11 protein-coding genes are annotated in these 15,757 nt (G+C 70.8%); 9 read left to right on the top strand and 2 right to left on the bottom strand.

Annotated elements, in window-relative coordinates:
* Positions 1-128: 128 nt before the first annotated feature.
* Positions 129-3,308 (top strand): isoleucine--tRNA ligase, encoded by a 3,180-nt coding sequence (ileS, locus tag ABIE38_RS02925; protein WP_354053925.1) that lies wholly within the window; start codon positions 129-131, stop codon positions 3,306-3,308.
* A 34-nt stretch (positions 3,309-3,342) separates the two neighbouring features.
* Positions 3,343-4,791: a DNA polymerase IV gene (locus ABIE38_RS02930; protein WP_354053926.1), complete on the top strand. Its 1,449-nt coding sequence runs from the start codon at positions 3,343-3,345 to the stop codon at positions 4,789-4,791.
* 19 nt (positions 4,792-4,810) lie between these two features.
* Here the strand turns inward: ABIE38_RS02930 and ABIE38_RS02935 are convergent, their stop codons facing one another.
* Positions 4,811-5,824 carry an asparaginase gene (locus tag ABIE38_RS02935; protein ID WP_354053927.1) on the bottom strand — a complete coding sequence of 338 codons (1,014 nt, stop codon included), beginning with the start codon at positions 5,822-5,824 and terminating at the stop codon, positions 4,811-4,813.
* Positions 5,825-5,955: 131 nt separating this feature from the next.
* Here ABIE38_RS02935 and ABIE38_RS02940 point away from each other — a divergent pair, with 131 nt between their 5' ends.
* The gene (locus ABIE38_RS02940) at positions 5,956-6,450 is read left to right on the top strand and encodes a WKL family lipoprotein (RefSeq protein WP_354053928.1); all 495 of its coding nucleotides are present in this window, start codon (positions 5,956-5,958) and stop codon (positions 6,448-6,450) included.
* Positions 6,451-6,472: 22 nt separating this feature from the next.
* Here ABIE38_RS02940 and ABIE38_RS02945 read toward each other — a convergent pair whose 3' ends face one another.
* Complete coding sequence (locus ABIE38_RS02945) at positions 6,473-7,471, bottom strand: hypothetical protein (RefSeq protein ID WP_354053929.1); 999 nt, start codon at positions 7,469-7,471, stop codon at positions 6,473-6,475.
* Positions 7,472-7,542: 71 nt separating this feature from the next.
* Here ABIE38_RS02945 and lspA point away from each other — a divergent pair, with 71 nt between their 5' ends.
* The 6 genes from lspA to ilvA are packed head-to-tail and all read left to right on the top strand — an operon-like array spanning position 7,543 to position 15,754.
* On the top strand, positions 7,543-8,184 hold the full coding sequence (gene lspA, locus ABIE38_RS02950) for a signal peptidase II (RefSeq protein WP_354053930.1): 642 nt from the start codon (positions 7,543-7,545) through the stop codon (positions 8,182-8,184).
* On the top strand, positions 8,177-9,103 hold the full coding sequence (locus tag ABIE38_RS02955) for an RluA family pseudouridine synthase (RefSeq protein ID WP_179526215.1): 927 nt from the start codon (positions 8,177-8,179) through the stop codon (positions 9,101-9,103). The genes lspA and ABIE38_RS02955 overlap by 8 nt, the downstream gene beginning before the upstream one ends.
* Complete coding sequence (locus tag ABIE38_RS02960) at positions 9,100-9,876, top strand: hypothetical protein (protein ID WP_354053931.1); 777 nt, start codon at positions 9,100-9,102, stop codon at positions 9,874-9,876. Before ABIE38_RS02955 ends, ABIE38_RS02960 begins: the two co-directional genes overlap by 4 nt.
* A gap of 25 nt (positions 9,877-9,901) precedes the next feature.
* Complete coding sequence (rarD, locus tag ABIE38_RS02965; protein ID WP_354053932.1) at positions 9,902-10,840, top strand: EamA family transporter RarD; 939 nt, start codon at positions 9,902-9,904, stop codon at positions 10,838-10,840.
* Positions 10,841-10,882: 42 nt separating this feature from the next.
* Positions 10,883-14,437: a DNA polymerase III subunit alpha gene (gene dnaE, locus ABIE38_RS02970; RefSeq protein ID WP_354053933.1), complete on the top strand. Its 3,555-nt coding sequence runs from the start codon at positions 10,883-10,885 to the stop codon at positions 14,435-14,437.
* Between the two features lie 42 nt (positions 14,438-14,479).
* Positions 14,480-15,754: a threonine ammonia-lyase IlvA gene (gene ilvA, locus ABIE38_RS02975; protein ID WP_354053934.1), complete on the top strand. Its 1,275-nt coding sequence runs from the start codon at positions 14,480-14,482 to the stop codon at positions 15,752-15,754.
* Positions 15,755-15,757 lie beyond the last annotated feature (3 nt).

The following is a 15,757-nucleotide window of genomic DNA, read 5'->3' on the forward strand; positions in this document are numbered from 1 at the left end:
GTCGTCGTCAAACGGGGTGGTACCGCGGACGGACACGCCAGCCGTGTCCGGATCGTCCCCGAGCGCAGGCCTGTCGGCCCCACGGGTACACACTCGTGCGGGCCCCGTACCGCGAGGAGTCCGCCCGCATGAGCACCGAGCCCACCGCCACGGGTAGCGCGTTCCCGATTCTCGACCTCACCGGCGGTACCACGGCACAGTCGCCGTCGTTCCCCGCCCTCGAGGAGACCGTCCTGGCCCGGTGGGACCAGCGCGACACCTTCCGGGAGTCCGTCCGCAGACGGGCGGACGCCGAGGAGTACGTCTTCTACGACGGCCCCCCGTTCGCCAACGGTCTACCCCACTACGGGCATCTGCTCACCGGGTACGTCAAGGACGTCATCCCGCGCTACCGCACCATGCGCGGATACCTGGTCGAGCGCCGCTTCGGCTGGGACTGTCACGGGCTGCCCGCCGAGCTCGAGGCCGAGAAACAGCTGGGGATCACCGAGAAGTCGCAGATCCTCGACATGGGTCTGGCGGAGTTCAACTCGGCCTGCGAGAAGTCGGTCCTGCGCTACACCGACGAGTGGGAGGAGTACGTCCACCGTCAGGCCCGCTGGGTGGACTTCGAGAACGACTACAAGACCCTGGACATCGACTTCACCGAGTCCGTCCTGTGGGCGTTCAAGCGGCTCCACGACAAGGGCCTGGTCTACAAGGGTTTCCGCGTGCTGCCGTACTCCTGGTACGAGCAGACGCCCCTGTCCAACCAGGAGACCCGGTTGGACGACGCGTACAAGATGCGTCAGGACCCCGCGGTCACCGTCGGCCTGCCGCTCGAGGCGCCGCAGTCCAGCCCGTTCCACGGCGCCGAGGCGCTGGTCTGGACCACCACCCCCTGGACCCTGCCCTCCAACCTCGCCGCCGCCGTCCACCCCGACATCGACTACTGCGTGGTGCAGGTGAACTCCGGCGAGCTCGCCGGCCGCCGCTTCGTGGTGGCCGAGGCCCGCCGCGGGGTGTACGAGCCCGAGTTCGGCGACGACGCCGAGGTGGTGGCGACGGCGAAGGGCGCCGATCTGGTGGGTCTGACGTACGTCCCGCCGTTCGACTTCTTCTCCGGTCACCCGGGCGCGCACGTCGTGCTGTCGGCCGACTACGTCACCACCGAGTCGGGCACCGGCATCGTCCACCTCGCGCCCGCCTTCGGTGAGGAGGACAAGGACGCCTGCGACGCGGCCGGCATCGAGTTGGTCATCCCGGTCGGACCTGACGGCAAGTTCACCGCCGAGGTGCCCCCGTACGCGGGCCAGCTGGTCTTCGACGCCAACGCGCCCATCTCCCGCGACCTGCGTGCCGCGGGTCGCCTGATCCGGCACGAGACCATCGAGCACTCCTACCCGCACTCCTGGCGCTCCGGGCAGCCGTTGATCTACATGGCCCTGCCGGCCTGGTTCGTCAAGGTCACCGCGTTCCGAGACCGGATGGTCGAGCTCAACCGTGAGCACATCACCTGGATGCCCGAACACGTACGCGACGGGCAGTTCGGCAAGTGGCTCGAGGGCGCACGGGACTGGAACATCAACCGGAACCGGTACTGGGGCGCGCCGATCCCCGTGTGGGAGTCGGACGACCCGGCCTACCCGCGCGTGGACGTCTACGGCTCCCTCGACGAGCTCGAGGCCGACTTCGGGGTGCGGCCCACCGATCTGCACCGTCCGTACATCGACGAGCTGACCCGGCCCAACCCCGACGACCCGACCGGCAGATCCACCATGCGGCGGGTGGCCGACGTGTTCGACTGCTGGTTCGAATCCGGGTCCATGCCGTTTGCGCAGGTCCACTACCCCTTCGAGAACAAGGAGTGGTTCGAGACCCACAACCCGGGCGACTTCATCGTCGAGTACAACGGTCAGACCCGCGGCTGGTTCTACACGCTGCACGTCCTGGCCACGGCGCTGTTCGACCGTCCCGCGTTCACCCACGTGGCCGCCCACGGGATCGTGCTGGGCAACGACGGGCTCAAGATGAGCAAGTCCAAGGGCAACTACCCGGACGTCAACGAGGTCTTCGCCCGCGACGGCTCCGATGCCATGCGCTGGTTCCTCATGAGTTCCCCCATCCTCCGCGGTGGCAATCTCGTGGTGACCGAGCAGGGCATCCGGGAGGGCGTGCGTCAGGCCATGCTGCCGCTCTGGAACTCCTACAGCTTCCTGCAGCTGTACGCCGCCGAGCGCGCCACCTGGCGCACGGATTCCCCGCACGTGCTGGACCGCTACATCCTGTCCCGGTTGGCCACGACCCGGGACGCGATGACCGAGGCCCTGGAGACCACGGACATCGCCGCCGCCTGCGACGAGCTGCGACAGTTCGCCGACGCCCTGACCAACTGGTACGTACGCAGGTCCCGGTCCCGGTTCTGGGCGGGGGAGGCCTCGGGGCAGGACTCCCGCGACGCCTTCGACACCCTCTACACGGTGCTGGAGACGACGATGCGGCTCGCCGCCCCGCTCCTCCCGCTCATGTCGGAGGTCGTGTGGACCGGTCTGACCGGGCGCGAGTCGGTCCACCTCGCGGACTGGCCGGCCGCCGACGAGCTGCCGCGGGACGCCGGGTTGGTCGAGGCCATGGAGGCCGTGCGGTCGGTGTGTTCGACCGTCTCCTCGGTGCGCAAGGCCAAGCAGCTCCGCGTTCGCCTGCCCCTGAACTCCCTCACCGTGGCGATGCCCGACGCCGAGCGTCTCGAGCCGTTCACCGGGATCATCGCCGACGAGGTCAACGTGCGCCACGTCCACCTGACGAGCGACGTGGCGGCCCACGGGCGGATGGAGTTGGCCGTCAACGCCCGCGCGGCGGGGCCGCGGTTGGGCAAGCAGGTGCAGGCGTGCATCAAGGCCGCCAAGACGGGGGACTGGTCCGAGGCCGACGGGGTGGTCATCGCCGGTGGGGTCGAACTGCAGGAGGGTGAGTACGAACACCGCCTCGTGGCCGCGGACCCGGAGTCGACGGCCGCGCTCCCGGGCGGGGCCGGACTGGTGGTGCTGGACCTGGCCGTCACCGAGGAGCTGGAGGCGGAGGGCTGGGCCAAGGACCGGATCCGCGAGATCCAGGAGGCCCGTCGCAGCGCCGGGTTCGACATCTCCGACCGCATCCGGGTCCGCCTGGAGGTCCCGGCGGCCCGCCGCGAGTGGGCCGACCGTCACGCCGGGTTGATCGCCGGCGAGGTCCTGGCCACGGACTTCGGGGTGGTCGACGCGCTCGACCCGGGCGAAGGTGAGCCCGCCGAGCTCGCCGAGGGCGTCAGGATGACGCTGGCCCGGGTCTGACACGGACCGGGCCTGAGCCGAGACGGGAGCCGGCATGGCTGACGGGCAGGACCGCTGGGTCCTGCACGTGGACATGGACGCCTTCTTCGCGTCCTGCGAGCAGCTCACCCGGCCGACCCTGCGGGGTCGGCCGGTGCTCGTGGGGGGCGTGGGGGGCCGCGGCGTGGTCGCGGGGTGCTCGTACGAGGCCCGCGCCCGCGGCGCCCGCTCGGCCATGCCCTCGCACCAGGCCAGGCGGCTCGTGGGCCCCTCGGCCGTGTTCGTCTTCCCCCGGATGGCGGTGTACCGGGCGTTGAGCCGACGGGTGTTCGAGGTGTTCGCCGAGCACGCGCCGGTGGTCGAGCAGGTGTCGGTGGACGAGGCGTTCCTCGAACCGCCGGAACTTCGGGGCGCCGACCCCGAGCGGACCCGCCGGTGGGCGCAGGACCTGCGGGCGGCGATACGTGAGGCCACGGGTCTGCCGGCCTCGGTGGGGGCGGGCGCGGGCAAGCAGTACGCCAAGATCGCCTCCGAGCTGGCCAAGCCCGACGGGGTCGCGGTGGTGCCGCGCCGCGATCACACCGAGGTCCTGTATCCGCTCCCGGTCCGGAGTCTGTGGGGCGTGGGGCCGGTGGCGGGGGAGCGGCTGTCGCAGTTCGGGATCTCGACCATCGGCGATCTGGCCGCGATGGACGACGACGACGTGGTCCACGCGCTCGGGAGGACCGTGGGGCCGGCGATCGCCCGGATCGCGCGGGGGTACGACGACCGGCCGGTGCACGAGCGGGCCGAGGCCAAGCAGATCAGCGCCGAGAGCACCTTCGCGGCGGATCTCACGACCGCCGGTCAGGTGGCCGGGGCTGTGCGCAGGTCCGCGGAGGGCGCTCACCGGCGGCTCCTGGGGGACGGCCGAGCGGCCCGGACGGTGACGGTCAAGGTCAAGCGCACGGACTTCACGTCGATCACGCGCTCGTACACCCTGCCGGCGGGCACCACGTCGCTCGAGACCATCGTCGCCGTGGCCCGGTCCCTGGCCCCCGATCCCCTGGACTTCGGCGCGATCCGGCTGCTGGGCGTGGGCCTGTCGGGGCTCACCGAGATCCACCAGGACGCGCTGTTCGAGCAGGAGTTCCTCCCCGGTGCGCGGCATGTCCCCGCCCAGGACGAGCTCGAGGACCTCCCCGACATCGTCGGGATCGGGACCACCGTCACGACCGACGACGACGAGGCCGCGGTCGGGGGTGGGGCGTCATCGGCCGCGGACGACGGCCTCCACGCGCCTCCTGCGATCGGGGCGTGGCGTCAGGGACTGGAGGAGAGGTTCCGCACGGGCTCGGACGTGCGCCATCCCGAGTTCGGCCACGGTTGGGTCCAGGGCTCCGGCCACGGCCGGGTGTCGGTCCGGTTCGAGACGGCCGTCACCGGGCCCGGGAGGATGCGGACCTTCGCCGAGGACGACCCCGCCCTGGAACTCGCCGATCCGCTCGACTCGCTCGGGTGGTGACCCCGGCCCGGGTGACTTCTCAGCTGTAGAGGTGGTACCTGGACCACTGGGCGCGGACCTCGTCGGCCTCGGCGCGCGCGAGCAGCGCGGTGAGCAGGACCCGTGCCTGAGCAGAGCGCAGGTACCCGCAGCTCAGGACGCCCCGCGTCGCGAGCTCGGCGCCCCCGCCGGGACCCGAGTACGTGGGCGTCGCCTCGCCCCGCGGCACGCGGGTCGAGGTCGTCACCACGATGTCCGGGCGCGCCGCCGCCAGGTCCGCGACGGCCTCGGCGACCAGTGGCGGGAGGTTGCCGGACCCGGTCCCCTCGAGCACGAGCCCGCGGGCTCCGGCGTCGACGCAGGCCCGCAGCGCCACGGCGTCGGACCCGGGCGGGCAGGAGACGACGTCCACCCGGGTGCCGGAGAAACGGGCCCGGCCGGGGAGCGTGGGTCGTTCGAGTTCCGGTGGCAGGCCCTCGACCGGCAGGTCCGGGGCGTTGCGGGCGAAGGCGACGGGCTCCGTGGTGTGCCACTTCCGCACCCCCCGGGCCTGGAGGATCGCCCGTCCCAGCACCACGAGGACACCGAGGCCGCGTGAGACCGGGTCGGCAGCGAGCAGCACCGCGTCGAGGAGGTTCGCGGGGCCGTCGGACTCGGGGTGGTCGGCGGGTAGCTGGGCACCGGTCACCGCCACCGGGCGGGGGTCGGTGTGGTGGAGGTCCAGCGCCATGACCGACTCCTCCAGGGTATCGGTCCCGTGGGCCACCACCACCCCGGTCACGCCCGGATCGGCGAGGGCGCCGGTGACCGCGTCGACCAGGCGGTCCCACTCCGCGGGGCCGAACGTGGACGAGTCGGCGTCCAGCACGGCTCGCGCACTCACGCGTATCGAGGGCGGGAGCACCGAGCGGAGCCCGTCCAGCATGGCCTGCGTGGCGACATCCGAGTCGCCCGCCACCACCACCCCTCCCGGCACGGTGGAGGCGGTGATCGTGCCGCCGGTGGTGCAGATCACGACGTGGGGGGTATCGGTGCTGGTCTCGACGCTGGTCACCCGGTCCACAGTGGTGGGCGCGCGACCCGTCGTCAACCACCCGGGCCGTGGTCGGTGGAACAATGGCGCACCGGTACCCGTTGGGCCGGTGAACGGCCCGACAGCTGCACATCACGACGAAAGGACCATGCGTGAGTCTTCGACGGACCATCGCCGCAGTCTCCCTGTCCGCCTTCGCCCTGGGCGGACTCGCCGCGTGCGGCGGGGACGACGACACCCGGCCCAACACGGCACCGGCCCCCACAGCCATCGAGCAGGAGGGCCCCACCGTGCCCACGGCCGAGGAGCTGACCCAGCTGCTCGCCCGGGCCTCCGACCCGGCGGTGCCGTTGGAGGAGAAGGTGGACCTGGTCGAGGGCGGCGCCGAGGCGCCCGAGCTCTTCGACCAGATCGCGGCCCTCAAGGCCGAGCAGGGCGCCGACGTGACCATCACCGGTGCCGCCGAGGGCGACATCCCCGGCACGCTCATCGCCAACGCGGTGATCATGCAGCCCGGCCAGGAGGACATCAACGTCCAGGCGCAGTTCATCCAGCAGGGTGGGCAGTGGCAGCTGCAGCAGTCCTTCGCGTGCGCACTCATCACCAACGCCGGGCTCGAGCCGCCGGCGACCTGCCAGGTCGCCTGATCCCCTCAGGTGTCGCCGGGTTCTAGCCCGCGCCGCGGAAGTCCAGCACCGAGTCCTCGTCGTAGGTCGTGCGTCGGCCCGAATCCGGGTCCACGTACACGGCCCGCGTCGAGGACTCGGTCGTTCCGTCGACGGGCAGCGGTGCCCGGAGGTCCACCGTGAGCTCTCCCGACCCCGTGACCTCGTACGCCTCGACCTCCAGCGTGACGCCCGGGCCCCCGTCGGGTGCCGGGGCGTTGAGGGTCGCGGCGGTGTCGGGCGCCCCGACCTCCAGGGTCACGGTCGCCACGTCGCCGTCGAGGGCGGTCAGCTCGTAGGTGACGGCCCGTTCCGGCGCCACCGCGTCGTCGACGACCCGGGTGACGGTCCACCGGGCACCCACCCCGATCGCCTCCGTCGGCCACGCGACGGTCGCGTCGGACACGGCGTTCGCCGTGATCTCCACGCCCGCGCGCGCGGCATCCGTCGCGGTGGCCGGGGCCTCCAGCGAGAGGCCGCGGACGATGCCGTCGGCGCTGCGGGTCCAGGTGACCGCGAAGCCGGGAGCGGTGGCGAACTGGGCTGTGCGGAGCTCGTCCACGGAGGTGAAGTCCCGAGCCGTGACGGTGGCCCGCTGGGCGCCGTCGACATCCGGTTCCGACAGGCCCTCGACGGTCAGCGTCTGCTCGGGGGTCTCGTCGATCCTCGGCTCCGAGCCCGGCACGGTCGTGCGAGCCGTTGCCGACCTGGTGACGGCGACGGTCACGGGCTCACGCGAGGGGGCGTAGGCCAACACCCTCAGGTCCCCGGAGCCCTCGTCGAGGAGTTCGACCGTCGGGGCGGGGCCGGGGTCCACCTCCACCGCCGGTTCCAGGGCCTGGTCCTCCTGCGCGCCGACCGCCGAATCTGTGGGGGAGTCCCCGCCGTCCGAGCACGCGGCCGCGGAGGCCACGAGCGCAGCGACCAGTGCGGTGACGAGGAGCCGGCGACCCACTCGCGTGGGTCGGGACGGGCCGGAGGCACGGGGTGTTCGGGGGTTCACGACCCCCGAGCCTAGAGGGTCCACCCACCGGGCCACCCGGCCCCGCCGGGGGATCAGGGATACTGGACCGCATGACGGAGACCAACGGGACGCGGTCCGACGCGACGGGGACGACGCCCGGCGGCGCCGGTGCCGGCCATTTCAGGGCGGGGCCGGTGGTCATGCTGCTGATCGCCGGGGTGATCATCACGGCGGACCAGGTGACCAAGGCCCTGGCGGTGTGGGGACTCGAGGGACAGGACCCGATCCGGATCGTCGGCGACACCGTTCGACTGCTCCTCCTGCGCAACCCCGGGGCGGCCTTCTCGATGGGGACCGGCTCGACCGTCGTCCTGAGCATCGTGGCGACCCTGGTCGTGCTGGGATTGCTGTGGTTCTCGCGCCGGGTCCACTCGCTGTGGTGGGCGTGGGGACTCGGGTTGATCCTGGGTGGTGCGGCAGGGAACCTCGTCGACCGGTACCTCCGCTCGCCCGGGGTGCTGCGTGGACACGTGGTGGACTTCGTCTCGGTGGGCTGGTGGCCGGTCTTCAACGTCGCCGACTCGAGTCTGGTCGTCGGTGTGATCGTGGTGGCCATCGCGGTGTTCAAGGGAGTGGAGGTCGACGGATCGCGGGCGCTGGAGGAGAAGCGTGGGCTGGTGGAGAAGGACGCCGTGACGGAGCGTCGTGACGGCGAGGACGGCAGCGGCCCCGTGGGCGGATCGCATGGGTGAGCTCCGCACCTTCCCCGTCCCGGACGGTCTCGACGGGATGCGGGTCGACGCGGGCGTCTCCCGCCTGCTCGGGATCTCGCGGACCGCGGTCGCCGACCTCGCCGGCGAGGGCAAGGTGCTGATCGACGGCCGGGCCGTGGGCAAGTCCGACAAGCTCACCGGGATGTCGTGGATCGAGGTCGAGATGCCCGATCCGCGGGCCGAACCGGCAGTGGTCGCCGAGCCGGTGGAGGGGATGGCGGTCATCTACTCCGACGCCGATCTCGTCGTCGTCGACAAGCCCGTCGGCGTGGCCGCCCACCCCTCCGTGGGCTGGACCGGCCCCACCGTGATCGGGGGGCTCGCGGCCGCCGGGTACCGCATCTCCACCTCGGGGCCGCCGGAGCGCAAGGGCATCGTCCACCGCCTCGACGTGGGCACCTCCGGCCTGATGGTGGTGGCGGCCTCCGAGCGCGCGTACACGCTCCTCAAGCGGGCGTTCCGCGACCGCACGGTCGACAAGACCTATCACGCGCTGGTCCAGGGACACCCCGATCCGCTGTCCGGGACGATCGACGCCCCCATCGGCCGCCACACCTCCAACGACTGGCGGTTCGCGGTCACCTCCGACGGCAAGCACTCGATCACCCACTACGACACGCTCGAGGCGCACCAGGCCGCGACGCTGGTCGAGGTGAAACTGGAGACCGGGCGCACCCACCAGATCCGGGTGCACTTCTCGGCCCTCCACCACCCGTGTGCGGGCGACCTGACCTACGGCGCCGATCCGGTGCTGGCCAGGCGGCTCGGGCTGGAGCGCCAATGGCTCCACGCGGTGGGGCTCGGGTTCGACCACCCGGGCACCGGTGAGCGCGTGGACTTCGCGAGCTCGTACCCCGATGACCTCCAGCACGCGCTGGACGCCCTCCGCGCGGCGTGAGCAGCCCCGCGGGCGCCGGTCGGACGACTCCCCGCTCGGCCGGCCTGCGGGTTCTCAGGATCGCGGGCGTCGGGGTGGTGATCGTCCTGGCGTTGGTCGCCATCCTCACCGCGCTGCGCACCGAGCTCCCGCGCAGCCCGGGGGTGATGAGCGACGCGCTCGGCCCCGAGAACGGCGAACCGGTCGACGACTACCTGGCGCGTGCCGTGAAATCCCTGGGTGACGACGGCGAGAACCCCGCCACCGGGGCGGACGACCTCCGCTGGGCCCTCGTGACCGCCGGCCGGGCGTGGACCGTGCCCGAGGCGTCCGGCGTGGTCCGGGAGCTGCCGCGCGTCTCGGGGCTCTACGTCCAGGTTCCGGTCGAGGGCGTCGCGATGCCGGTGACCGGGGTGACGCTGGCCGAGCCGGTGGCGGGGGAGTCGGGCCGCGAGCAGGTGTTCGACCGCGGGGTCCGCGACGTGGTGGAGCGTCTGCGCGGCGGCCGCCCCGTCGGCCCCGGGGCCCAGGCCCCACCCGACGCCGACCGCGCGGACGCGACCGCCGCGCTCACCGTGTCGCGGATCCGATCCGGGGCACCGGCGATCATCGGTCTGCTCGCCCGGGGCACCCCGGCGCAGCTCCGGACAGTGGCCGGACAACCGGGGGTGCGGGCGGTCGAGGCCCTCCCCGCCGACGCGGTGTGGGAGCGCTTCGCGGTCCGCCCGCTCCAGCCCCAGCAGGTCGACGCCGCGTTCCCCCTGCCCGACGACGCGCCCGTGCCGTCGGCGTGAGCGCGCGGGTGCCGGGGTGGTGCGGATGACCGAGCGGGGTGGGGAGCTCCGCGGGCGGGATCCCGCCGACCGGTCGGTGGCACTCGGGATGCTCGCCGGGGTCCTGGCATACACGCTCTGGGGCTTCTTCCCCGCGTTCTTCCCGATGCTCGAGCCCGCCGGCGCGGTCGAGATCGTGGGCCACCGCATCGTGTGGTCGCTGGTGATCATGGCGCTGGTGCTCACCGTCATGCGCCGGTGGCGGGAGCTGTGGGCGCTCGACCGCCTCTCGTGGGCGCGGATCGCCGGCGCCGCCGCGTTCATCACCGTGAACTGGGGTGTGTACGTCCACACGGTCAACTCCGAGCGGGTCACCGAGGCGGCACTGGGATATACGATCAACCCCCTGGTGAGCGTGCTCCTGGGAGTCCTGGTCTTCCGCGAACGGCTGAACCGCCCCCAGGTGCTCGCGGTGGCCCTCGCCGTCGTCGCGGTGGGGGTTCTCACCGTGGGGTACGGGCACTTCCCGTACCTCTCGGTTCTCCTGGCGACGAGTTTCGGGCTCTACGGGGTATTCAAGAAGACGCTCCGCGCGGACCCGGTGGTGGGGATGACCGGGGAGGTACTCATGATCGCACCGGTCGCGCTCGCCGTCCTGGTGTGGCTGGGCGCGACCGGCGCGGGCACGTTCACCGGCCACGGGGTGGGGCACGCGGCGTTGCTCGCCACCTCTGGGCTGGTGACCGTGGTGCCGTTGCTGTTGTTCGCCGTGGCCGCCCAGCGGATCCCCCTGGCCACCGTCGGGATGCTGCAGTACATCATCCCGGTCCTGCAGATGGCCTGGGGGATCCTGGTGGTCGGGGAGCGACTGGACTCCGTCCAGTGGACGGGCTTCGCGTTGATCTGGGTGGCGGTGATCGCGTTCACGCTGGCGGGACGGTCACGCCGCTCGACGCGTGCTGGCGTTTCGGGTCGTGTCGGATAACCGACCTACACTGGGCCGGACAAGCCGTAGGAGGAATGCTGCGTGGGCGGATCCCAGTTCGTGCATCTGCACAATCACACCGAGTTCTCGATGCTCGACGGGATGGCGCAGATCAACCCGATGTTCGCCGAGGCCTCCAGGCTCGGGATGCCCGCGGTGGGCATGACCGACCACGGCAACATGTACGGGTCCTCGGACTTCTACAAGCAGGCCGTCAAGACCGGGATCAAGCCGATCATCGGCATCGAGGCGTACGTCGCACCCGAGTCGAGGTTCAACAAGAAGCGCGTGCTGTGGGGTGAGAAGCACCAGAAGGGCGACGACGTCGCGGGTTCGGGCGCCTACACCCACATGACCATGGTCGCCGAGAACGCGACCGGCCTGCGCAACCTGTTCCTGCTGTCCTCGCTGGCCTCCTACGAGGGACAGCTGGGCAAGTGGGCCCGGATGGACGCCGAGATCCTGGCCGAGCACTCCGAGGGGATCATCGCCACCTCCGGGTGCCCCTCCGGCGAGATCCAGACCCGACTGCGCCTGGGCCACCACAAGGAGGCCTACGAGGCGGCCGAGAAGTGGCAGTCGATCTTCGGGAAGGACAACTTCTTCCTGGAGCTCATGGACCACGGGATCGACATCGAGCGGCGGGTCCGTGAGGACCTGCTCAAGCTCGGCAGGGACATGGGCATGCCGCCGCTGGTGACCAACGACTGCCACTACGTCACCCGCGAGCAGTCCCACGCGCACGAGGCGATGCTGTGCGTGCAGACCGGCAAGACCCTCGCCGACGAGAACCGCTTCAAGTTCGACGGCGACGGGTACTTCCTCAAGTCCGCGGCCGAGATGCGCGCCCAGTGGGACTCCGAGGTCCCCGGCGGGTGCGACAACACGCTGTGGATCGCCGAACGCGTCCAGCCGTACGACGAGATCTGGGCGCCGAAGGACCGGATGCCCAAGTTCCCCGTTCCCGACGGCGAGACGGAGGACACCTGGCTCGCCCGGGAAGTCCACAAGGGCCTCGAGTGGCGTTTCCCCGCGGGGGTTCCGCAGGAGTACCTGGACCGCGCGGCGTTCGAGCTCGAGGTGATCAAGGGCAAGGGGTACCCCGGGTACTTCCTCGTGGTCGGTGACCTCATCGAGTACGCCCGCTCCATCGGGATCAAGGTCGGACCGGGTCGAGGGTCCGCGGCGGGTGCGCTGGTGGCGTACGCGCTCAAGATCACCAACATCGACCCGATCGAGCACGGCCTGCTGTTCGAGCGGTTCCTCAATCCGGAGCGCCCGTCCGCCCCGGATATCGATATCGACTTCGACGACCGTCGCCGCGGCGAGATGATCCGCTACGCCAGCGACAAGTGGGGCGCCGACAAGATCGCCCAGGTCATCACGTTCGGCACCATCAAGACCAAGGCGGCCATCAAGGACGCCGCGCGCGTGAACTTCGGCCAACCCGGCTACGCGATCGCCGACCGGATCACCAAGGCCCTGCCGCCGGCGGTCATGGCCAAGGACATCCCCCTGTCGGGCATCACCGACCCCAAGCACGAGCGGTACGGCGAGGCCTCGGAGGTCCGCCAGCTCATCGAGACCGACCCGGACGTCAAGCGGATCTACGACACGGCCCGCGGACTCGAGGGCATGGTCCGGCAGGCGGGGGTCCACGCGTGCGCGGTGATCATGTCCTCCGAGCCGCTGCTCGACGTGATCCCCATGTGGAAGCGCGCGCAGGACGGCGCCCTGATCACCGGGTGGGACTACCCCTCGTGTGAGGACATCGGCCTGCTCAAGATGGACTTCCTGGGTCTGCGCAACCTCACGGTGATCGGGGACTGCCTGGAGAACATCAAGTCCAACCGCGGTGAGGAGATCGACCTCGACACGCTCAGCACCGACGACCAGGCGACCTACGACCTGCTGGCCAGCGGTGACACCCTCGGTGTGTTCCAGCTGGACTCCGGTGGCATGCGTGAGCTGCTCAAGCGCATGAAGCCGACCGGCTTCAACGACATCGTGGCAGCCCTCGCGCTGTACCGACCCGGCCCCATGGGGATGGGGACGCACTGGAACTACGCCGACCGGAAGAACGGCAAGCAGGAACTGGTGCCGATCCACCCGGAGCTGGAGGAGCCGCTGCGGGTGATCCTCGGTGAGACCCACGGTCTGATCGTGTACCAGGAGCAGATCATGGCCATCTCCCGCGAGCTCGCGGGATACACCGCCGGTGAGGCCGACGGGTTCCGCAAGGCCATGGGCAAGAAGAAGGCGGAGGTCCTCGCCGCCGAGTACGAGAAGTTCTCGGGCGGCATGTTCGAGCGCGGTTTCTCCAAGGAGGCCGTGGACGCCCTATGGGGGACCATCGAGCCGTTCGCCTCGTACGCGTTCAACAAGTCCCATGCGGCCGGCTACGGGCTGGTGTCCTTCTGGACGGGTTACCTCAAGGCCAACTATCCGGCGGAGTACATGGCCGCCCTGCTCACCTCCGTGGGTGACGACAAGGACAAGGCCGCGCTGTACCTGTCCAACTGCCGGCAGATGGGGATCCGGGTCCTGCCGCCGTCCGTCAACGAGTCGCTCACCAACTTCGCCTCGGTGGGCACGGACATCCGGTTCGGTATGGGTGCGGTCCGCAACGTCGGTTCGCACGTCGTGGACTCCGTCGTGGCCGCCCGCACGGAGAAGGGGGCGTTCACCGATTTCTCCGACTACCTGGCCAAGATCGACCAGACCGCGTGCACAAAGAAGGTCACGGAGTCGCTGATCAAGGCCGGGGCGTTCGACTCCCTGGGGCACCCCCGCAAGGGACTGTTCCTGGTGCACGCCGACGCCGTCGAGTCGGTGATGTCCACCAAGAAGGCCGAGGCGGTGGGCCAGTTCGACCTCTTCGGCGGGGCGGACGCGGACGAGTCGGGAGGCGCCTCCGCCTTCAGCGACGTCTTCGCGGTCCGCGTCCCCGACGAGGAATGGGAGATCAAGCAGAAGCTGGCGCTCGAGCGGGAGATGCTCGGTCTCTACGTCTCGGGCCACCCGCTCGACGGTCTGGAGTCCGCGCTCGCCGCCAAGACCGACACGTCGATCGCGACGATCCACGAGGGCGAGCTCGCGCACGGCACCGCGGTGACCATCGGCGGGATCATCTCCGGCGTGGACCGGCGGGTAAACAAGAACGGCGAACCGTGGGCGATCGTGACCATCGAGGACTTCAACGGAAGCGTCGAGGTGCTCTTCTTCCCCAAGACGTACCGGCTCGCCGCGCTCGACATCGCCGAGGACGCGGTCGTCCTGGTCAAGGCGCGCATCAACATCCGCGAGGACCGGGTGTCGGTGTTCGGCGACACCCTCGAGGTGCCGGACCTGGTCGTCGGCGGCAACGGCGCCCCGCTGGCGCTGACCCTGCCCACCCGGATGTGCACCATCGAGACCGTCACCGCCCTCAAACAGGTGCTCGGCCGACACCCCGGACCCTCCGACGTCCACCTGCGGCTGGTCAACGGGAGTTCCTCGACGGTGTTGCGACTGGACGACCATCTGCGGGTCGAGACGTCGTCCTCGCTCATGGGGGATCTCAAAGCGCTGCTCGGGCCGGGTTGTCTCACCGGATGACCAGTTGGCGGTGACGGACCGCACGGTGGGACACTGGTCGTCGTGACCGTCACCGATTCCGCCGCGACCCAGGTTGTGACCCCCGACGACATCGACATCGCCGCCCGCCGCATCGGCGACGTGATCCTCGCGAGCGAACTGCACCAGAGCGAGCGGTTGAGCGAGCAGACCGGCGCGACCATCCTGCTCAAGCGCGAGGACCAGCAGGCGGTCCGGTCGTACAAGATCCGTGGCGCGTACAACCTGATGTCGCAGTTGACCGGTGACGAGCGCAGCGCGGGCGTGGTGACGGCGAGCGCGGGCAACCATGCCCAGGGCGTCGCCTTCGCCTGCCGGAGCCTCGGGATCAACGGTCGGATCTACGTCCCCACCAACACCCCCAAGCAGAAGCGGGACCGGATCCTCGCCCACGGACGCAACTGGGTTGAGCTGGTCGTCACCGGCGTCAACTTCGACGCGGCCCAGACCGCAGCCCGCGCCGACGCCGAGCGGACCGGGGCCACGATGGTCCCGCCGTTCGACCACCCGGACACCATGGCCGGTCAGGGAACCATCGCGGCGGAGATCCTCGCGCAGCTCGACCGGGTCCCCGACGCGGTGGTGGTACCGGTCGGCGGCGGCGGGCTGGTGGGCGGACTCGCCACCTACCTGGCGGAGTACGCACCCGACTGCAAGATCATCGCCGTGGAGCCCGCGGGAGCCCCGTCTCTGACCCGCGCTCTGGAGGCGGGTGAGCCGGTCACCCTCGACACCGTGGACACCTTCGTCGACGGTGCCTCGGTGGCCAGGCTCGGGGACTTCCCGTTCGGGGTGATCTCGTCGATGACAGAGCGGATCCAGGTCCTCACCGTGGACGAGGGCGCGGTGTGCACGGCGATGCTGGAGCTGTACCAGAACGAGGGGATCATCTCCGAGCCCGCCGGCGCGCTGGCGGTCACGGCACTGGAGCAGCTCGAGATCGAGGAGGGCGCGACGGTCGTCTGCATCATTTCGGGCGGCAACAACGACGTCTCCCGGTACAGCGAGATCATCGAACGCTCGTTGGTGCACCAGGGGCTCAAGCACTACTTCCTGGTCAAGTTCCCGCAGGAGCCCGGCCAACTGCGTCGATTCCTGGACGAGGTGCTGGGTCCGGAGGACGACATCACGCAGTTCGAGTACCTCAAGCGCAACAACCGCGAGTACGGGGCCGCCCTCGTGGGCATCGAGCTCGGCTCCGCCACGGGCCTGCACTCCCTGCTCGAGCGCATGGACGCCTCCCGGATCGACTGCGAGCGGCTCGAGCCCGGCACCGCGGCGTACGAGTACCTGACCTGAGCC

The sequence above is a fragment of the Dietzia sp. 2505 genome (genome assembly GCF_040546785.1).
Taxonomy (GTDB): domain Bacteria; phylum Actinomycetota; class Actinomycetes; order Mycobacteriales; family Mycobacteriaceae; genus Dietzia.